The sequence below is a fragment of the Streptomyces sp. cf386 genome (assembly GCF_900103585.1).
GTDB lineage: Bacteria > Actinomycetota > Actinomycetes > Streptomycetales > Streptomycetaceae > Streptomyces.
In genome coordinates, this window is sequence record NZ_FNHV01000009.1 from 295,079 (window position 1) to 314,525 (window position 19,447).

Here is a 19,447-nt window from a genome sequence, read left to right on the forward strand (position 1 = left end):
CATGGCCTACAGCCCACCGACAAAGGGGCGCCCGGTGATCACCGGGCGCCCCCTCGGGTTGTTGTGGAACGCGCGGAGCTCAGTACTGAACCGTCTCCGCCTGCTGCGGAACATGCCCCGCGACCACCCGCTCCCGCCCGGCCCGCGGAGCGGCCACCCGGCGCCGGTCCACCGCGTACGCGGCCCCGGCGACCGCCAGCCCGAGCACGGCCAGCGCGGCCCCGGCGAGCGCCGGAGACGTCACGCCGAACCCGGCGGCGAGGGCCAGGCCGCCGATCCAGGCGCCGCCCGCGTTGGCGAGGTTGAAGGCGGCCTGGTTGGCGGAGGAGGCCAGGGACGGGGCCGAGGAGGCCTTCTCCATCACCATCAGGTTGAGCGGGGAGCCGGTCACGAACGCCGCCATGCCGAGCAGGGTCACCGCCAGGGCCGCGCTCCACGCCGTGGACATCAGGAGCGGGAACAGCGCCAGGACGGCGGCCAGCGAGAGCAGGCCCCCGAACAAGGTCCCCCGCATCGCGTGGTCCGCCAGCCGGCCGCCCAGCAGGTTGCCGATGGTGGCGCCCACGCCGAACAGCGCCAGCAGCAGCGTCACGCTGGCGTCGGCGTACCCGGCGGCGTCGGTCAGCATCGGCGTGACGTAGCTGTACGCGGCGAAGAGCGCGCCGAAGCCCGCGACCGTCGTACCGAGGGCCAGCCACACCGGCAGGGACTTCAGCGCGGCCAGCTCGCCCCGCAGCCCGGCGGAGGGCGCCGGCACCCGGTCGTGCGGGATCAGCAGTGCGAGCGAGGCGATCGCGGCCAGGCCGATCGTGCTGACGCCCAGGAAGGTCGCCCGCCATCCCAGGTGCTGGCCCATGAGCGTGGCGACCGGCACGCCGGCGACGTTCGCGACGGTCAGTCCGAGGAACATCAGGGACACCGACCGGGCCTTGCGCTCCGGCGCGACCATGCTGGTGGCGACCACCGCGCCGACGCCGAAGAAGGCGCCGTGCGGCAGGCCGCTCACGAAGCGGGCCACGAGCAGCCAGGAGTTGTCCGGCGCGAAGGCCGACGCCGCGTTGCCCGCCACGAACAGCGCCATCAGCGCGATCAGGACCGTACGGCGGGGCATCCGCGCCGTCACGGCCGCCAGCAGCGGGGCGCCGATGACGACACCGAGGGCATAGGCCGAGACCAGATGCCCGGCGCTGGGGATGGATATGTGCAGGTCGTTCGCGACTTCGGGCAGGAGGCCCATCATCACGAACTCGGTGGTACCGATGCCGAAGGCGCCGACGGCGAGGGCGAGCAGGGCCAGGGGCATGAAAGCAGCCGTGCCTTTCCGGGGAGAGAGCGGAGTTCCGTACGAAGTTTATGTTCAGCTTCGGAACAAAGACGCTCGGCCCCGGTATTCCCTCTGGTTACGAGGACGTGTCGACCTTCACACGGGCGGCCACCGGAAGGTGGTCGCTCCCCGTCTCCGGCAGCGTCCACGAGCTCTCCGGCTCGACGCCCTTCACCATGATCTGGTCGATCCGCGCCATCGGGAACGACGCCGGCCAGCTGAACCCGAACCCGCTGCCCGAGGCGCCCTGCGTGGAGCGCATCTGGGCGGTGACGGCCCGCAGCGCGCGGTCGTTCATCGTGCCGTTCAGGTCGCCGAGCAGGACCACCCTCTCCAGCGGCTCGTCGGCGATGGCCTCGCCCAGCGCGTTGGCGCTCTTGTCGCGCTGCCGGGCGGTGAACCCGGCCTCCATCTTCACCCGCACCGACGGCAGATGGGCGACGTACACCGCGACCTGCCCGGACGGCGCGCTCACCACGGCCCGCATGGCCCGGGTCCAGCCCAGCTTGATGTCGACGGCCTTGACGCCGGTCAGCGGGTACTTGCTCCACAGCCCGACGGTGCCCTGCACCGAGTGGTACTTGTACGTCGACGCCAGCGCCTTCTGGTACGTCGGGACCGCCGTGGTCGTCAGCTCCTCCAGGGCGACCACGTCCGCGCCGGACGCGGCCACGTCCCGGGCCGTGCCGGCCGGATCGGGGTTGTCGGCGTTGACGTTGTGTGTGGCCACCGTGAGGTCACCGCCCGGGCCGGTCCGGTCCACGAGGAGGCCGCCGAAGAGGTTCAGCCACACGATCGCCGGGAGCAGCACGGCGATGAGCGCGGTCGCGGACTTCCGTACCAGGGCCAGCAGGATCAGCACCGGAATGAGCAGCCCCAGCCAGGGCAGGAACGTCTCGGTGAGGCTGCCGAGGTTGCCCACGGCGTTCGGGATGTGCGCGTGCAGCAGCATCACCAGGGCGAGGATCACCGCGAGGGCGGCCAGCACGATGCCGCGCCGCCAGATGCGCCGGTCGCCGCGCCAGCCCGCCACGAAACGGCTCTTCATCAAGCGGTTCATCAGGCGTCGTAGCCCGGATTCCCGGCGTTCGGGCCCCGAGCCGCCGTTGTCCGTCTCCGTCACGTACGCCTGCTGCGCCATACCGTCGCCTCACTACCTGCCGTGCACACCGTCGTCCCCACGCGCCCACAAGAAACCCTAGGGGATGATCGGCTCCGTTCTGCCGCACTCATGACGGCCGTACGGGGGCGAGGACGTACAAGTCGCCTGCAGGAGTTCCGGTCTCGGCGGGAGAAAGCGCGGTCTGTGACGTAACGCGCACATGCGATCTACGGAGTGCGCGAACTTACGGAGTCGGCGAACTGACGGGCCGTAGACCGTCGAGCACGGCGTCGACCATCTGCTCCGCCAGCCCTTCCGGAAGGTCGGCGTCCGGGCGCATGACGGCACGTACCAGCATCGGGCCGAAGATCATGTCGTTCATCACGTCGACGTCGATGTCCGTGCGCAGTTCGCCGTTCTGCTGCCCCCGGCGCAGGATCGCGTGCTGCTTCCTGCGCCGTGGCTCGACGACGGTCGCGTGATAGGCGTCCCAGATCTTCGGGCTGCTCTTCATCTGGGCGATGACGTTGTGCAGCAGCACCGACGAACGGGTCATCAGGCCGCGTCGGCGCAACTGCTCCATGAGCGCCACGAGATCCTCGCGCACCGAGGTGCCGGGCAGTTCGGGGTCCGGGGGTTCGGCGGCGCGCACGACGTCGACGAAGAGCTCCTCCTTGCCGCTCCAGCGGCGGTAGATGGTGGCCTTGCCGACGCCGGCGGTCCGGGCGATCCGCTCGATGGACAGCTCCGCGAGCGGCACGCCGTCCTCCAGCAGCTTGAGGATGCCCTCCATGATGGACCGCTCCACGGCCTCGCTGCGGGGGCGACCCCTGACGGGGCCGTCCTGCCGGGGGTGGCTGTCGGCGAGGCTCACTCGAATTCGGTCCTTTCCATGGGCTGTGCTGATTCTCCCTGGTGCACGGCGGCTGCGGTGCAGGAGGCGCCGGCCCGGCGCGTTTCCTACTCCGCTGCCGCCAACTCCCGCGGTGCCTCACCCTCCTGAGGCGCCGTCGGCCGCCCCGGCAGGAACAGCGCCACGACCACCGCGCCGAGCACCGCGACGCCCGCTCCCCACAACGCCGTGACGTGCATGGAGTGCAGGAAGGCGTCGTGGGCCGGGCCGACGAGGGCCTCGCCGCGCTGCCCGAGCCGGTCGGCGACGCCGAGCGTGGCCTCGATGGACTCGCCCGCCGTGTGCCGCAGGCCCTCCGGCAGCACCGTGAGCCGGTCCTCGATGCCGCCCCGGTAGGTGGCCGACATGACCGAGCCCAGGACGGCGATGCCGAGGGCGCCGCCGACCTGCCGGAAGGTGTTGCTGAGGGCGGAGGCGGAGCCGGCCTTCTCGCGGGGCAGGGCCTGCATGATGACGACGCTGAGCGGCGTCATGATGTGCGCCATCGCGGCGCCCATCAGGAAGAACACGACCTCCAGGACCCAGATCGGCGTGTCCGCCTCGAACGTGGCGAAAGCGGTCAGCGTGGCGGCGATGAGCAGCATGGCGCCGGTGGTCGTGGCCCGGTTGCCGAACCGGTCGACCAGGAGCCGGGCGCGCGGCGCGAAGATCATCTGCGCGGCGGCGAGCGGCAGCATCAGCAGACCGGTCTCCAGGGGCGAGTAGCCGCGCACGCTCTGGGTGTAGAAGACCGAGAAGAAGGTCACGCCCATGAGGGCGAAGAAGACCAGCGCGATGACGCCGATCGCGGCCGAGAAGACCTTGTTCCTGAAGTACGTGACGTCGACGGACGGATGGTCGCTGCGCTTCTCGAACACGACGAAGCCGACGAGGACGGCGAGCCCGGCCCCGATCGTCGCGAGCACCGTCGGATCGGTGAAGTCGGCGAGCTGGCCGCCCTTGATGATGCCGTAGACCAGCAGGACCAGGCCGACCACGGACAGCACGACCCCGACGGGATCGATGCGCCCGGGGTTCGGGTCGCGCGAGTCCGGGACCAGCCACACCATCAGCGCGACCGCGATCAGCACGATCGGCACGTTGATGAGGAAGACCGAGCCCCACCAGAAGTGGTCGAGGAGGAGGCCGCCGGTGATGGGCCCGATGGCGATGGCGAGCCCGACGCCGCCCGCCCAGATGCCGATGGCCTTGGGCTGCTCGTCCCGCTCGAAGACGTTCATCAGGACGGCGAGCGTGGCCGGCATGACGAAGGCGGCGCCGAGGCCCATCACCGCACGGAAAGCGATGAGCTCGCCCGGCGAACCGGAGAACGCGGCGAGCGCGGAGCCGATGCCGAACACCGCGAGCCCGCCGAGCAGCACCTTCTTGCGGCCGAGCCGGTCGCCGAGGAGACCGGCGCTGAACAGCAGACCGGCGAAGACGAGCGTGTAGGAGTTGATCGCCCACTCCAGCTCGCTCTGGGTGGCGCCGAGGCCCGTCGGCGCCGGGGTCGAGATCGTCTTGATCGCGACGTTCAGGATCGAGTTGTCGAGGACGACGATCAGCAGGCTGAGCATCAGCACACCGAGGATCGCCCAGCGGCGCCGGTGCACGGCTTCCGGTATCCGGGGGCCGGTGTCAGGGACGGGAGAAGTCATGCCGTCGAGCGTAGAACCTTTTCGATACGGCACCGTCTCGTATCGTAAATTTTTACCGAGCTCTTACGTGGGGGCGAGGAAGCGGCGGAGGCGGGGCGGAACTCACACAGGGGGGCCTGGTTCTCCCTGACACGAAGTGCCACCATGGAGGGGATCCGGGGACGCCGTCAGGGCGCCTCGAGATGACATGAAGGAGCCGTTGCCATGACGCAGCTTTCGGCTGCCCAGACGCCTCAGGCGAAGACCTCCGACGGCAGCAAGGCGCTGTACGGGGGGAAGGGCACCCGCCGCATCACCGTTCGGGACATCGCGCTCGCCAAGGAGCGGGGCGAGAAGTGGCCCATGCTCACCGCCTACGACGCGATGACCGCGTCCGTCTTCGACGAGGCCGGCATCCCGGTCATGCTCGTCGGCGACTCCGCGGGCAACTGTCACCTCGGGTACGACACCACCGTGCCCGTCACGCTCGACGAGATGACCATGCTCTCGGCGGCCGTCGTACGCGGCACGTCCCGCGCCATGATCGTCGGCGACCTGCCGTTCGGCTCCTACCAGGAGGGCCCGGTGCAGGCGCTGCGCTCGGCGACCCGGATGGTCAAGGAGGCCGGGGTCGGCGCGGTCAAGCTGGAGGGCGGCGAGCGGTCGTACGACCAGATCCGGCTGCTGGTCGAGTCCGGCATCCCGGTGATGGCCCACATCGGCCTGACCCCGCAGTCCGTCAACGCCATGGGCTACCGCGTCCAGGGCCGCGGCGAGGAGGCGGCCGCACAGCTGCTGCGGGACGCCAAGGCGGTCCAGGACGCGGGCGCGTTCGCGGTCGTCCTGGAGCTGGTGCCGGCGGAGCTGGCGGCCGAGGTCACGCGCACGCTGCACATCCCGACGGTCGGCATCGGCGCCGGTTCCGAGACCGACGCGCAGGTCCTGGTCTGGACGGACATGCTGGGCCTGACCGGCGGCCGCGTCCCCAAGTTCGTCAAGCAGTACGCCAACCTGCGCGAGGTCATGGGCAACGCGGCGAAGGCCTTCGCGGAGGACGTGATCGGCGGAACGTTCCCGCTGGAGGAGCACTCCGTCCACTGAGCCCTCCCGGGCACCCACCCCTGAACCACTGCGGCACCAAAGCGCCCCGCCGATCTTCCCCCGTCGGCGGGGCGCCCCGTTTTCCGAAGGTGCGGGTCAGCGGCGGTACGACTCCACGTAACCGCCCGCGGGCGTCCCCACGCCGGTCACGTCGTCGTAGCCCTTCACCGCGCTCAGCGAGCTGTCCTTGCCGAGGGTCCGTACGGATGTGCTCAGTCCGCCCGTCGCGTCGTAGCCGTTGACGAAGTCGAGGCGGGCGACCGCGAGGCCGGAGCCCGTCGGGTTGTCGGTGACGTCGTGGTACGCCTTCGAGCCGTACCGCGCGTAGATCGCCGGGTTGGCGAAGCCGAGCGGCTTCCCGCCCCGCGCCTCCTGGGCCAGCGCCTGGACGGCCGCGATCACCGGCGCGGCGAGCGAGGTGCCGCCGATGCGGTACTCGTCGTACGCCTGCGTGGTGCCGTCCGGCAGGGTCTGCGTCTGCCCCACCAGGAACCCGGTGTTCGGGTCGGCGATCGCCGCGATGTCCGGGACGACGCGGTTGCCGTCGGCACTGTTGGCCTTGGCCAGCGCGTCCGGCACGACGCCCTTCTGCCAGTACGGCTCGGCGACCGTCTTGCTGGTGCCGCCGCCCGCGCCCGAGGTGAACGCGCCGGGGAAGTCGGTCCAGCTCTTGCCGTCGGCCGACAGCACCGCCTTCTCGGTGCCCCAGCCGGTCTCCCACAGGTACTTGTCGCCCTTGCCGACCGCCAGCGACGTACCGCCGACCGCCGTCACCCAGGCCGAACTCGCCGGGATATCGACCTGCTTGGTGCCGCTGCTCGCGACCTCGTCGCCGTCGTCGCCGGAGGAGTAGTAGAAGCCGATGCCCTCGACCGCGCCGAACTGGAAGACCTGGTCGTAGGCGGCCGCGAGGTCCGGCGTCTGGGCGGCCTCGGTCTCGCCCCAGGAGTTGGAGACGAGGTCGGCCAGGTGGTTGTCGACGATCTTGCTGAGGGAGTCCAGCAGATCCTCGTCGTAGCAGGACGCGGCGCCCACGTAGGTGACCTGCGTGCCGGGCGCGACCGCGTGCACGGCCTCGACGTCGAGGGTCTCCTCGCCGTACCAGCCGGCGGCCCCGCACTCCTCGGTCCGCGTGTACTTCGCCGGCAGGACCTGGCGCAACTGGCCGGTCTTCCAGGTCGCGTCGCCGTTGCGCTTGGCGTAGGTGGCCGCGTCGAAGGCGATCGTCGGGGAGGCGTACGCGTCGGTGATGGCGATACGCACGCCCTTGCCGGTGCGCTTGCCCGCGCCGTACGCGGCGCGCAGCTGCTTGCCGGTGTAGCCCTTGACGGCGTACGGGATCTTCGTGCCGTACGCGTCCGGCAGCGTGGCCGCCACGTTCGAGCCGTGGTACGTCGAGAACGGCCCGGCGTTGCGGAACACCGTCTCCGGCGGCGGGAGTCGGTCCTGGTGGCTCGCCAGGTGCGGGGCGTTGTCCAGGCCCGTGACGGTCAGCACGGCGCCCTGGACGGCGTCCGGCACCGAGGCGGTCGTCGTGGGCGCGCGGTAGGTCTTCGCGCCCTTGGTGTAGTTGTGCAGCTGGGTGCCGAACGCCTTCTCCGCGGCGGCCACATCGCCGGTGACGGCGACATAGTGCTGCGTCACGTCCGTGACCTTCAGGCCCGACGCCGTCAACCAGCTCTTCACGGCGGCCACTTGGGCCTTGGTCGCACCGAAGCGGGCCTGCGTCTGCTTGGCACTCAGGTATTTGCCGTACGAGGCCGAGCCCGGGTCGGACACGGCCTTCGCGTAGGCGGCGAGGCCGGTCGCGTCCCGGCCCGCGAGGTAGACGCGTACGGCGACCTTGGCGCCGTCCGAGGCCGCTCCCCGGTCGGCCTTGGCCGTGGCCCACGCGGGCTTGGTGCCGGCGAGCCCGTCCCGGCCCGGGTTGTCCGCGGCGTGCGCGGGTATGCCGAGCGCCAGCGCGCCGGTGAGCAGAGGCAGTGTCGCCGCCAGGCTCACTCCGGCGCGCAGCGCGGCGCGGTGAGATCTCATGGAACCCCCTGTGCGGTTCGTGTGCGCGAGTGGATCACTCGACGGTGGCCACTCTCGCGATGAACCGTTCATGCCAGGGGAATGCGAGGGCCAAGAAGCACCCAATTAACCTAATGACAAGGCCATTTGAGGTCAGGGCCGCGGCTAAGGGTGACGATTGCGGCCGAGGGCTACGACCGCGCCTTCGCCCCGCTCCTTCAACATGTCCGCCATCAGGTCGATCTCCGCCTTCTGGCCGTTCACCATGGTCTGCGCGAGCCTCTTCTCCACGCCGACCGCGCATTTGTCCACACAGCCCTTGGCCATGTGGATGCCGCCCTTGTGATGGGCCGTCATCAACTGGAGAAAGAAGATCTCGGCCTGCTTGCCGCTGAGGCCCTCCAGCTTCTTCATCTCCGTGTTGGTCGCCATGCCCGGCATCAGCGCGCCGTCCTCGCCGGCGGGCATGTCGCCCATGCCCATCCAGGTCATCGGTGCCTTGGACGACACCTTCGGCAGCTTCCACAGATCCAGCCAGCCCAGCAGCATGCCGCGCTGGTTGGCCTGCGTCTGGGCGATGTCGTACGCGAGCCGCCGTACCTCCTCGTCCTTCGTACGGTCGCGCACGATGTACGACATCTCCACGGCCTGCTGATGGTGCACCGCCATGTCCCGCGCGAACCCGGCGTCCGCCGAGTCGGCGCTCGGGGTGTTGCCCGCGCCGCCGTCCCCGTCCTCGGCGACCGCGTAGGTGATCGCGCCGGCCGCGACGAGCACTGCCGCCGCGGTCCCGGCGATCCAACCGATGTGCTGCCTCACTCCGACAGACCGCCCGTGCACGGCGCGCCCGGCTCGGGCGTCTGCTCGCCCTGGACGTACTTCTCGAAGAACTTGCCGACGTTCGGGTCGCTCGCGCTCGTCACCGTGCGCTGGTGCCCCCACGCGCTGAGCATGATCGGGTCCTTCTGGCTGTCGTCCGGGCTCATCAGCGTGAACGGGGTCTGCTTGACCTTCGTCGCCAGCGCCTCGACATCGGCCTTGGCGGCCTTGCCGTTGTACGTCACCCACACCGCGCCGTGCTCCAGCGAGTGCACGGCGTTCTCGTTCGCCAGTTCCTTGGTGTAGACGTCGCCGTTGCAGTTCATCCAGGCCTTGTGGTGGTTGCCGCCGACCGGGGGCTCCATCGGGTACGACACGCTCTCGGTGACGTGGGTACTCGACAGCGTCTTGTTCCAGGTCTTCACGCCGTCCTTGCCGGTGACGAACTTCCCCGGAGTCTTGTCGGCCTCGTCCTTCTTGTCGGCCTGCGACTGGACGAGAACGACACCGCCGACGACGAGACCGACGACGACCACCACGCTGGCCCCGATGGTGAGAATGCGGTTGCGCCGCTCACGGGCCTGCTCGGCGCGCCGCATCTCCTCTATTCGCGCCTTGCGCGCGGCGCTGCTCTTGTTCTTGGCGGAGCCCATGAGGGGTGCCCTTCTGGGAGGCGTGGGACGGACGGGTCCGCTGATCGTAATGGGGGAGACGGGGCCTCTCGTAGGGCGGTCGCAGGAATGGCCAGGAGTTTCCGGGTCGAACGGATGACCACTACCCTGCGAGGGAGGCCATCCGGCCATTACGGATATCGGTCCGAGCAGGCAAGATGGGCGTAGGAGCAGTACACCGGCCATATGCGAGGCGTTCAGGCCCGGGTCGCCCGGGCGATCAAGGTCGGCAACGCGCATGAAATGCGGCTGTGGTGTGATGCTCAGGTGCCCGACCGCCTCCCGCGGTACCGGAGACAGGCGGCCTGACCAGCAAGGATGGGGAAGCGGAAGATGGACAAGCAGCAGGAGTTCGTGCTCCGGACGTTGGAGGAGCGCGACATCCGGTTCGTACGGCTGTGGTTCACGGACGTTCTGGGCTTCCTCAAGTCCGTGGCCGTGGCCCCCGCCGAGCTGGAGCAGGCCTTCGACGAGGGCATCGGCTTCGACGGCTCGGCCATCGAGGGCTTCGCCCGCGTATACGAGTCCGACATGATCGCCAAGCCGGACCCGTCGACGTTCCAGATCCTGCCGTGGCGCGCCGAGGCCCCCGGCACGGCCCGGATGTTCTGCGACATCCTCATGCCGGACGGCTCCCCGTCCTTCGCGGACCCGCGCTACGTGCTCAAGCGCGCCCTGGCCCGCGCCTCCGACCTGGGCTTCACCTTCTACACCCACCCCGAGATCGAGTTCTTCCTGCTGAAGGACAAGCCCGTCGACGGCTCCGTGCCGACCCCCGCCGACAACTCCGGCTACTTCGACCACACCCCGCAGAACATCGGCATGGACTTCCGCCGCCAGGCGATCACCATGCTGGAGTCGATGGGCATCTCGGTCGAGTTCTCCCACCACGAGGGCGCGCCGGGCCAGCAGGAGATCGACCTGCGCTACGCCGACGCGCTGTCCACGGCGGACAACATCATGACGTTCCGCCTGGTCATGAAGCAGGTGGCGCTGGAGCAGGGCGTCCAGGCGACCTTCATGCCGAAGCCGTTCTCCGAGCACCCGGGCAGCGGTATGCACACGCACCTGTCGTTGTTCGAGGGCGACAGGAACGCCTTCTACGAGTCGGGCTCGGAGTACCAGCTCTCCAAGGTCGGCCGCTCCTTCATCGCGGGCCTGCTGAAGCACGCCGCGGAGATCGCCGCGGTCACCAACCAGTGGGTCAACTCCTACAAGCGCATCTGGGGCGGCTCCGAGCGCACCGCGGGCGCCGGCGGCGAGGCCCCGTCGTACATCTGCTGGGGCCACAACAACCGCTCGGCCCTGGTCCGCGTCCCGATGTACAAGCCCGGCAAGACGGGCTCCGCACGCGTCGAGGTCCGCTCGCTGGACTCGGGCGCGAACCCGTACCTCGCGTACGCGATGCTCCTGGCCGCCGGCCTCAAGGGCATCGAGGAGGGCTACGAGCTCCCGCCCGGCGCCGAGGACGACGTGTGGGCGCTGTCGGATGCCGAGCGTCGTGCGATGGGCATCGAGCCGCTGCCGCAGAACCTGGGCGAGGCGCTGACGCTGATGGAGCGCAGTGACCTGGTCGCCGAGACGCTGGGCGAGCACGTGTTCGACTTCTTCCTGCGGAACAAGCGGCACGAGTGGCACGAGTACCGGTCCGAGGTGACCGCGTTCGAGTTGCGGAAGAATCTGCCGGTTCTTTAGTGCGCCTGATCGCCGTGGGGGCGCGGGTTGCGTCGCGGCTTGCCCGCCGGTGGGGGCTTGTCGCGCCCACGCGGCGGAGCCGCACATCGGCACAGCCCCGCGCCCCTAAAAGCGGTTGGCTAGCTTGCCGCCTGCTTTGAGAGCAGCTCGTGCAAGGGCTCCGTCACCCTGCGCCGGTACTCCTGGATCGACCAACCGTTGCCGTCCGGGTCCTTGAAGTACATGAACGTCGCGCCGTCGTCGGGGGCGTACTGGACCGGCTCGGACACCTCCAGGCCTCGTTCCACCAGTTCCGCGCGGGCCGCCTTGATGTCCGACACGCACAGTTGCAGGCCCTGGTAGGAGCCGGGCTTGGGTACGGTTTCGCCCTTGGTCATGTCCCAGATGCTGTCGCCGAGGGCGATCGAGCAACCGGAGCCCGGAGGCGTGAGCTGGACGATGCGCATGCCCGGCATGACCTCCTGGTCGATGTCGACGTGGAAACCGACCTTGTCCCGGTAGAAGTCGCGGGCCCGGTCGATGTCGCTCACGGGCAGCGGGATCACTTCGAGGGTGAAGTCCATTGCTAGTCCTCCATGATGAATCGCCAGCGGGTCTGGCTGAACGGCTCCCCCTTACCGAAGCCGAAAACCGTGCGTGGCGCCACCGAAAAGACATAGGCATGTCCGGAGCCGTGCCGGAAGCAGGCGTCGGCCACCTCGAAGTGCCAGAAACTGCCGTACTTCGCCTCCCACCCGGCGGCCAGTTCGCGTAGCCGCGTCTCGTCGGTGATCCGGACCGCCTCGCCCTCGACCACGAGGTCGTAACCCTTGTCCCAGGTGTTCGTGCCCGTCGTCAGGACGACCTGCGGGTTCAGCGCCAGGTTCCGCGCCTTGCGCTCCTCCGGGCCGGTGCAGAAGTGCAGAGCGCCGGCCGACCAGACCGTCGGCAGCGGGGTGACGTGCGGCCGCCCGTCCGGCCGTACCGTCGAGATCCAGAACAGCTCGGCCTCGGACAGCAGCTTCTCGGCCTGGGGCCACGGGATCGCCGTCGCCGTCTCGTCGCTGTAGCGCGCATCCAGCCGGGTCTGTGGTTGCTTGGCGGTCATCGGACGTCCTCCTGACATGTCGCTTCACAAGGCTGACCGTGCGGGGCTTCGAAATTCATCGGCGCCGCTGTCGGACACTGCGGTTAGGCTCGACCGCGTACGACCTTGATCGGGCGCGTACGACCCCGATCGGACGGGAGACCGAGCATGACGGCGCCGGGGCGCAGGAGCAGTACTTTCACGCGGCTGCTGCGGCACGGATTCACCGACCCGTCGGCCGCCGACCGGCTGCTGGAGACCCCCGAACTCGCGCCGATCAAGAACGACCCGGTGCTGCTGGAGGCCCTGGGCGCCACCGCCGACCCCGATCTCGCCCTGCACGGTCTCGTCCGGCTGCTCGAAGCACAGCCCGGCCACTCCGCCCAGCAGGAACTGCTGGACACGGTGATAGCGGCCAAGCCCCTGCGCGACCGGCTGCTCGGCGTGCTCGGCGCCTCCTCCGCGCTCGCCGACCACCTCGCCAGGCACGCCGGCGACTGGCAGGCGCTGGTCATGTACGAGCCGCGGGACCTGCACCCGGAGGTGGAGGAGTTCGAACGCGGGCTCGCCGAGGCCACGGACCCCGTGTCCCTGCGCGTCGGCTACCGGCGCTGTCTGCTGTCCATCGCCGCCCGCGACGTGTGCGGCACCGCCGACGTGGCCCAGACCGCCGCCGAGCTCGCCGACCTCGCCACCGCGACCCTGCGCGCCGCCCTCGCCATCGCCCGCGCCGCCGCGCCCGAGGACGCCGCACAGTGCCGGCTCGCGGTGATCGCGATGGGCAAGTGCGGAGGCCATGAACTCAATTACGTCTCCGACGTCGACGTCATCTTCGTCGGCGAGACCACCAACGGCGCCGACGAGGGCAAGGCGCTGCGGTCCGCCACCAAGCTCGCCTCGCACATGATGCGGATCTGCTCCGAGACCACCGTCGAGGGGTCCATCTGGCCCGTGGACGCCAACCTGCGGCCCGAGGGCCGGAACGGTCCGCTGGTGCGGACCCTCAGCAGCCACCTCGCCTACTACCAGCGCTGGGCCAAGACCTGGGAGTTCCAGGCGCTGCTCAAGGCACGCCCGGTCGCGGGCGACATCGAGCTGGGCGAGGAGTACGTGGCCGCGCTGGAGCCGCTGGTCTGGAAGGCCGCCGAGCGGGACAACTTCGTCGCCGACGTGCAGAAGATGCGCCGCCGGGTCGTCGAGAACATCCCCGTCACCGAGGTGGACCGCCAGCTCAAGCTCGGCCCGGGCGGACTCAGGGACGTCGAATTCGCCGTACAGCTCCTGCAGTTGGTGCACGGGCGGCATGACGCCTCCCTGCGCAGCGGCACCACACTGGACGCGCTGCAGGCGCTCGCGGCGGGTGGCTACGTCGGGCGCGCCGACGCCGCCCAACTCGACGACGCCTACCGCTTCCTGCGCTCCATGGAGCACCGCATCCAGCTCTACCGGCTGCGCCGCACCCACCTGGTGCCCGAGGACGACGACGACCTGCGCCGCATCGGCCGCTCGCTCGGTCTGCGCGCCGACCCGGTCGTCGAGCTGAACCGCGAGTGGAGACGGCACGCGAGTGTCGTACGGCGCCTGCACGAAAAGCTCTTCTACCGCCCGCTGCTCGACGCGGTCGCCCAACTCGCCCCCGGCGAGGCCCGGTTGAGCGCGGGGGCGGCACGCGAGCGGCTGGTCGCGCTCGGGTACGCCGATCCGGCCGCCGCGCTCCGGCATCTGGAGGCGCTGGCCTCCGGCGTCAGCCGCAAGGCGGCGATCCAACGCACCCTGCTGCCGGTCCTGTTGGGCTGGTTCGCGGACTCCGCCGACCCGGACGCGGGCCTGCTGAACTTCCGCAAGGTGTCGGACGCGCTCGGCAAGACCCCTTGGTATCTGCGGCTGTTGCGGGACGAGGGCGCCGCCGCCGAGAACCTCGCCCGTGTGCTGTCGGCCGGCCGCCTCGCCCCCGACCTGCTGATGCGGGCGCCGGAGGCGGTGGCCCTGCTCGGCGACGGCGACGGCGGCACCGGTCTGGAGCCGCGCTCGCGCAGCCATCTGGAGCAGGAGATCCTCGCCGCGGTGGGCCGGGCGGACGGCGCCACGCAGGCGGTCACGGCGGCCCGTGGCGTGCGTCGGCGGGAACTGTTCCGTACGGCCGCCGCCGACATCGTCGACTCCTACGGCACCGAGACGAAGCCGGCCGAGGCGGATCAGGGTGCGCTGGTGGACCGTGTCGGGGCCGCGGTGTCGGACCTGACGGCGGCGACGCTCGCGGGCACGCTGCGTGCGGTGGTGCGGGACGGCTGGGGTGACACGCTGCCCACCCGGTTCGCGATCATCGGCATGGGGCGGTTCGGCGGGCACGAACTGGGCTACGGCAGTGACGCCGATGTCGTGTTCGTGCACGAGCCGCGGGACGGGGTCGACGAGCACGAGGCCTCGGCCGCGGCGAACCGGGTGGTCTCGGAGATGAGCCGGCTGCTGCAGATCTCGAGCGCGGATCCGGTGCTGCTGATCGACGCGGATCTGCGCCCGGAGGGCAAGTCGGGGCCGCTGGTGCGCACGCTGAACTCGTACGAGGCGTACTACCGCCGGTGGTCCCTGGTGTGGGAGTCACAGGCGCTGCTGCGGGCCGAGGCGGTGGCCGGCGACGAGGATCTGGGGCGGCGTTTCATCGACCTGATCGATCCGCTCCGGTATCCCGCCGAGGGGCTGGGGGAGGACGCCGTACGGGAGATCCGTCGGCTGAAGGCCCGTATGGAGTCCGAGCGGCTCCCTCGCGGCGCCGACCCCAAGCTGCACACCAAGCTCGGGCCCGGCGGCCTCTCCGACGTCGAGTGGACGGTTCAGCTGCTGCAGCTCCAGCACGGGTGGGCGGAACCGGGGCTGCGGACGACGCGCACGCGGGAGGCACTTGCCGCGGCGTGTGCGGCCGGGCTGCTGCCGGCCGAGGAGGCGGCGATTCTGGACGAGGCGTGGGTGTTGGCCACGCGGGTGCGCAACGCGGTGATGCTGGTGCGGGGGCGGGCCGGGGACACCTTCCCGTCGGACAGCCGTGAGCTGGCGGCGGTGGGGCGGTATCTGGGGTACGAGCCGGGGCATGTGGGGGACATGCTCGACGCGTATCGGCGTACGGCGCGTCGGGCGCGGGCCGTGGTGGAGGAGTTGTTCTACGGCGCGTGATGCCTCCGGCGGTGGGGCCGGGATGCCTGCGGCGGCCTGCGCGGCTGCGTGGGGGTGCGGGTTTGTGCCTGCGGCGGCGTGTGCCGCTGCGTGGGGGTGCGCGTAGCGCCTACGCGTGGGTCGTGGGTCGGGGCCGCGCCGGGGGGTGTCCGTCCTCGGTCGGGCGGCTCGGTTCGTCGGAAGCGTCCTCGGCGTTGACGCCCGCCGCTGCGGGCGGACACTCCCCGGCACGTCCCCTGCCCGCCGTGGGCGGGTGCGGGTGCTTGCGGGGGTGCCGCGGCAGGGTGTGCGGGAACGCTCCGTACCACAGGCGTGCCACCGTGTAGCCGAAGGCCAGGCAGACGAGGCCGCCGACCGCGTCCAGCCAGAAGTGGTTGGCCGTTGCGACGATCACCACCAGGGTGGCGGTCGGGTACAGCAGGCCCAGGACGCGAACCCAGGGGATTCGCGCCAGGGCGAAGATCGTCAGGCCGCTCCAGACGGACCAGCCGATGTGCATGGACGGCATGGCCGCGTACTGGTTCGACATGTTCTTCAGGTCGCCGGAGGCCATCGAGCCCCAGGTGTCATGGACCAGGACCGTGTCGATGAAGCCGCCGTTGGTCATCAACCGCGGGGGAGCGAGCGGGTACAGGTAGTAACCGACCAGGGCCACGCCGGTCGTCGCGAAGAGGACCAGGCGGGTCGCCGCGTAGCGGCCGGGGTGGCTGCGGTAGAGCCAGACCAGGACGCCGATGGTGACGATGAAGTGCAGGGTCGCGTAGTAGTAGTTCATGCCGACGATGAGCCAAGTCACCGAGTTCACGGCGTGGTTGATCGACTCCTCGACGGCGATGCCGAGATGGTGTTCCAGCTGCCAGAGCCAGTCGGCGTTGCGCAGCGCCTCGGCCTTCTGCTCCGGAACCGCGTTGCGGATCAGTGAGTAGGTCCAGTAACTCACCGCGATCAGCAGGATCTCGAACCAGAGGCGGGGTCGGCGAGGGGTGCGCAGACGCAGCAGGGGGCTTTGCCCCGTCTTGTCCGCGACGGGGTTCCGAACGGCCGCTTCGCGGCCTTCCAGTGTCGTCACCGTCGTGTCACCCATGGGCACAGAGTCTGCCAGATAAGCCTTCCCCGACCGATCATCCCTCGGGTGGGTCAAGGACGCACGTTCTACGACGGGCGTACACCCCGTTCTCCTACCAACGCAGGGCAGGATGCCGGGATTCTCCGCCTTGGGGAGGAGTTAGGAGTGGTTCCTGTTCCCGGGCGCCGAAGCCGTCGAACCGCGCACCACCAGCTCCGGCATGAACACGAACTCGCTGTGGGGGGCCGGGGTCCCGCCGATCTCCTCCAGCAACGTGCGCACCGCCGCCTGTCCCATCGCCGGAACCGGTTTGCGGACCGTGGTGAGGGGCGGGTCGGTGAAGGCGATCAGGGGGGAGTCGTCGAAGCCGACCACCGAGACGTCCTTCGGGACCCCGAGGCCGCGTTGCCGTGCCGCCCTTATCGCGCCCAGCGCCATCATGTCGCTGGCGCAGACGATCGCGGTGCAGTCGCGGTCGATCAGGGCCGTGGCCGCCGCCTGGCCGCCCTCCAGCGTGTACAGGGAGTGCTGGATCAGCTCGGTCTCTATGACGTCCGTCGGCAGGTTCAGCTGATCCTGTATCGCGCGGACGAAGCCCTCGATCTTGCGCTGGACCGGGACGAAGCGCTTGGGGCCCAGTGCCAGACCGATGCGGGTGTGGCCCAGGGAGGCGAGGTGCGTGACCGCGAGCGTCATCGCGGCGCGGTCGTCGGGGGAGATGAACGGTGCCTGGACCTTGGGGGAGAAGCCGTCGACCAGGACGAAGGGGACGCCCTGGGCGCGCAGCCGCTCGTAGCGCTGCATGTCGGCGGTGGTGTCGGCGTGGAGTCCGGAGACGTAGATGATGCCGGCGACGCCGCGGTCGACGAGCATCTCGGTCAGCTCGTCCTCCGTCGAACCGCCCGGGGTCTGGGTGGCCAGCACCGGGGTGTAGCCCTGGCGCGTGAGCGCCTGGCCGATGACCTGGGCCAGGGCCGGGAATATCGGGTTCTCCAGCTCCGGGGTGATCAGGCCCACCAGGCCCTCGCTGCGCTGCCGCAGCCGTACCGGGCGTTCATAGCCGAGCACGTCGAGTGCGGCCAGCACGGACTGGCGAGTGGTGGCGGCGACGCCCGGCTTGCCGTTGAGGACGCGGCTGACGGTCGCTTCGCTCACCCCCGCCTGAGCAGCGATGTCGGCAAGCCGTGTGGTCACGGCACTGGACTGTACCGGCCGTATGTCGCCTTGCACACCAATCGGACGCCGTGGGCGACCTGTTGGCCGTCCCCGCCCGGGCTGCTGCGTCATCGCACTCCCTCGTGAAAATGATGGCAAGAGCTTGCAGAGTCTTGCACAACCCCGCCCTGTACCGCTCCACCCCTGTAAAGAAGCGTCTCACGGCGGTCGCCGAGAGGTCACGCACGGGTAACTTTGACGTTCTCTTGCACTTTTTTTCTGCAAGGTCTTTCGTCGAGCTTTCAACGCTGTTACGTTCACGTCGCCCGGCGGCGGCAACGGCGCAGTCGGAAAGACGGCAGGGAAAGGCAGACGGGGCCGCCCCTGCAGCACACGGGCTTTCACCCTCAAGGAGATCTCATGCGGCGTGGCATAGCGGCCACCGCGCTGGTGGCGTCCCTCGCCCTCGCGGCGACGGCCTGCGGCGGAAGTGACAGCGGCGACAGTGCCGACGGGCCGGTCACCATCACCTGGTGGGACACCTCCAACGCCACCAACGAGGCGCCGACGTACCAGGCCCTGGTCAAGGAGTTCGAGGCCGCCAACAAGGACGTCAAGGTCAAGTACGTCAACGTCCCCTTCGACCAGGCGCAGAACAAGTTCGACACGGCCGCCGGCTCCAAGGGTGCCCCGGACGTCCTGCGCTCCGAGGTCGGCTGGACCCCCGCCTTCGCCAAGAAGGGCTTCTTCGCGCCGCTCGACGGCACCGAGGCCCTCGCCGACGAGAGCAAGTTCCAGCCCAGCCTGATCGAGCAGGCCAAGTACGAGGGCAAGGTCTACGGCGTTCCGTTCACCACGGACACCCTCGCCTTCGTCTACAACAAGGACCTGTTCAAGAAGGCCGGCGTCGAGGCCCCCAAGACCTGGGACGACCTGAAGAAGGCCGCCGCCAAGATCAAGGACAAGACCGGCGTCGACGGCTACTGGGGCTCCACCCAGGCCTACTACGCCCAGACGTTCCTCTACGGCGAGGGCACCGACACCGTCGACGCCGACGCCAAGAAGATCACCGTCGCGGGCGCCGAGGCCAAGAAGGGCTACGGCACCTGGCTGAGCCTCTTCGACGGCAAGGGCCTGCACAAGGCCGACACCACCGCCGACGCCTACGCCCACATCCAGGAGGCGTTCGTCAACGGCAAGGTCGCCGCGATCATGCAGGGCCCGTGGGAGATCACCAACTTCTACAAGGGCTCGGCGTTCAAGGACAAGGACAACCTCGGCATCGCCACCGTCCCGGCCGGCTCCGCCGGCAAGGCGGGCGCCCCGACCGGCGGCCACAACCTCTCCGTGTACGCCGGCTCCGACGAGGCGCACCAGAAGGCCGCGATGAAGTTCGTGAACTTCATGACGTCGCAGAAGGCGCAGGAGACGATCGCGCTCAAGAACTCCACACTGCCGACCCGCGACGACGCCTACACCGCCGAGGTCAAGGCCGACCCGGGCATCGCCGGCTACCAGACCGTCCTCGCCTCCGCCCAGCCGCGCCCGGCCCTGCCCGAGTACAGCTCCCTGTGGGGCCCGGTGGACACCGAGCTGCTGAAGATCGCCGGCGACAAGGAGTCCCTGGACAAGGGGCTGAGCACCGCCGAGACCGCGATCGCCAAGCTGGTCCCGGACTTCAGCAAGTGACCCCGAGTGGCCGTCGGATCCTCCTGATCATGGGGGGAAGGATCCGGCG

At 69.9% G+C, this 19,447-nt stretch carries 15 protein-coding genes; 4 read left to right on the forward strand and 11 right to left on the reverse strand.

The annotated features are described in order from the left end of the window. Positions 1-79 precede the first annotated feature (79 nt). From BLU79_RS24520 to BLU79_RS24535, 4 genes are all read right to left on the reverse strand, one after another. Positions 80-1,303: an MFS transporter gene (locus BLU79_RS24520; RefSeq protein ID WP_093908020.1), complete on the reverse strand. Its 1,224-nt coding sequence runs from the start codon at positions 1,301-1,303 to the stop codon at positions 80-82. A 97-nt stretch (positions 1,304-1,400) separates the two neighbouring features. Beyond that, a complete protein-coding gene (locus tag BLU79_RS24525; protein WP_371131934.1) occupies positions 1,401-2,372 on the reverse strand; it encodes an endonuclease/exonuclease/phosphatase family protein in 972 nt (323 codons plus the stop codon). Positions 2,373-2,670: 298 nt separating this feature from the next. Further along, on the reverse strand, positions 2,671-3,300 hold the full coding sequence (locus tag BLU79_RS24530) for a TetR/AcrR family transcriptional regulator (RefSeq protein WP_093908022.1): 630 nt from the start codon (positions 3,298-3,300) through the stop codon (positions 2,671-2,673). Between the two features lie 86 nt (positions 3,301-3,386). After that, positions 3,387-4,976 (reverse strand): MFS transporter, encoded by a 1,590-nt coding sequence (locus BLU79_RS24535; protein ID WP_177001160.1) that lies wholly within the window; start codon positions 4,974-4,976, stop codon positions 3,387-3,389. Between the two features lie 204 nt (positions 4,977-5,180). Between BLU79_RS24535 and panB the strand changes: the two genes are divergently transcribed. Beyond that, a complete protein-coding gene (gene panB, locus BLU79_RS24540) occupies positions 5,181-6,056 on the forward strand; it encodes a 3-methyl-2-oxobutanoate hydroxymethyltransferase (RefSeq protein ID WP_093908024.1) in 876 nt (291 codons plus the stop codon). Between the two features lie 96 nt (positions 6,057-6,152). Here the strand turns inward: panB and BLU79_RS24545 are convergent, their stop codons facing one another. The 3 genes from BLU79_RS24545 to BLU79_RS24555 form a co-directional block, all read right to left on the reverse strand. Next, positions 6,153-8,090 carry a S53 family peptidase gene (locus BLU79_RS24545; protein WP_093908025.1) on the reverse strand — a complete coding sequence of 646 codons (1,938 nt, stop codon included), beginning with the start codon at positions 8,088-8,090 and terminating at the stop codon, positions 6,153-6,155. A gap of 144 nt (positions 8,091-8,234) precedes the next feature. Beyond that, the gene (locus BLU79_RS24550) at positions 8,235-8,888 is read right to left on the reverse strand and encodes a DUF305 domain-containing protein (protein ID WP_093908026.1); all 654 of its coding nucleotides are present in this window, start codon (positions 8,886-8,888) and stop codon (positions 8,235-8,237) included. Then, positions 8,885-9,541 (reverse strand): DUF3105 domain-containing protein, encoded by a 657-nt coding sequence (locus BLU79_RS24555; protein WP_093908027.1) that lies wholly within the window; start codon positions 9,539-9,541, stop codon positions 8,885-8,887. Before BLU79_RS24555 ends, BLU79_RS24550 begins: the two co-directional genes overlap by 4 nt. A 351-nt stretch (positions 9,542-9,892) precedes the next feature. Here BLU79_RS24555 and BLU79_RS24560 point away from each other — a divergent pair, with 351 nt between their 5' ends. Continuing rightward, positions 9,893-11,254, forward strand: coding sequence for a glutamine synthetase family protein (locus tag BLU79_RS24560; protein ID WP_093908028.1), 1,362 nt, complete (start codon positions 9,893-9,895; stop codon positions 11,252-11,254). Between the two features lie 119 nt (positions 11,255-11,373). Here BLU79_RS24560 and BLU79_RS24565 read toward each other — a convergent pair whose 3' ends face one another. Together BLU79_RS24565 and BLU79_RS24570 are read right to left on the reverse strand one after the other, a co-directional pair. Continuing rightward, on the reverse strand, positions 11,374-11,817 hold the full coding sequence (locus tag BLU79_RS24565) for a VOC family protein (RefSeq protein ID WP_093908029.1): 444 nt from the start codon (positions 11,815-11,817) through the stop codon (positions 11,374-11,376). Between the two features lie 2 nt (positions 11,818-11,819). Continuing rightward, positions 11,820-12,341 (reverse strand): pyridoxamine 5'-phosphate oxidase family protein, encoded by a 522-nt coding sequence (locus BLU79_RS24570; RefSeq protein WP_093908030.1) that lies wholly within the window; start codon positions 12,339-12,341, stop codon positions 11,820-11,822. Positions 12,342-12,488: 147 nt separating this feature from the next. Between BLU79_RS24570 and BLU79_RS24575 the strand changes: the two genes are divergently transcribed. After that, the gene (locus BLU79_RS24575; RefSeq protein ID WP_093908031.1) at positions 12,489-15,488 is read left to right on the forward strand and encodes a bifunctional [glutamine synthetase] adenylyltransferase/[glutamine synthetase]-adenylyl-L-tyrosine phosphorylase; all 3,000 of its coding nucleotides are present in this window, start codon (positions 12,489-12,491) and stop codon (positions 15,486-15,488) included. A 109-nt stretch (positions 15,489-15,597) separates the two neighbouring features. Here the strand turns inward: BLU79_RS24575 and BLU79_RS24580 are convergent, their stop codons facing one another. Beyond that, entirely contained in the window at positions 15,598-16,572 is a 975-nt protein-coding gene (locus BLU79_RS24580) for a phosphatase PAP2 family protein (protein WP_093908032.1), read from the reverse strand. 141 nt (positions 16,573-16,713) lie between these two features. Then, positions 16,714-17,748: a LacI family DNA-binding transcriptional regulator gene (locus BLU79_RS24585; RefSeq protein ID WP_305657749.1), complete on the reverse strand. Its 1,035-nt coding sequence runs from the start codon at positions 17,746-17,748 to the stop codon at positions 16,714-16,716. A 381-nt stretch (positions 17,749-18,129) separates the two neighbouring features. Between BLU79_RS24585 and BLU79_RS24590 the strand changes: the two genes are divergently transcribed. After that, on the forward strand, positions 18,130-19,398 hold the full coding sequence (locus BLU79_RS24590) for an extracellular solute-binding protein (protein WP_093908034.1): 1,269 nt from the start codon (positions 18,130-18,132) through the stop codon (positions 19,396-19,398). The last annotated feature ends 49 nt before the right edge of the window (positions 19,399-19,447 follow it).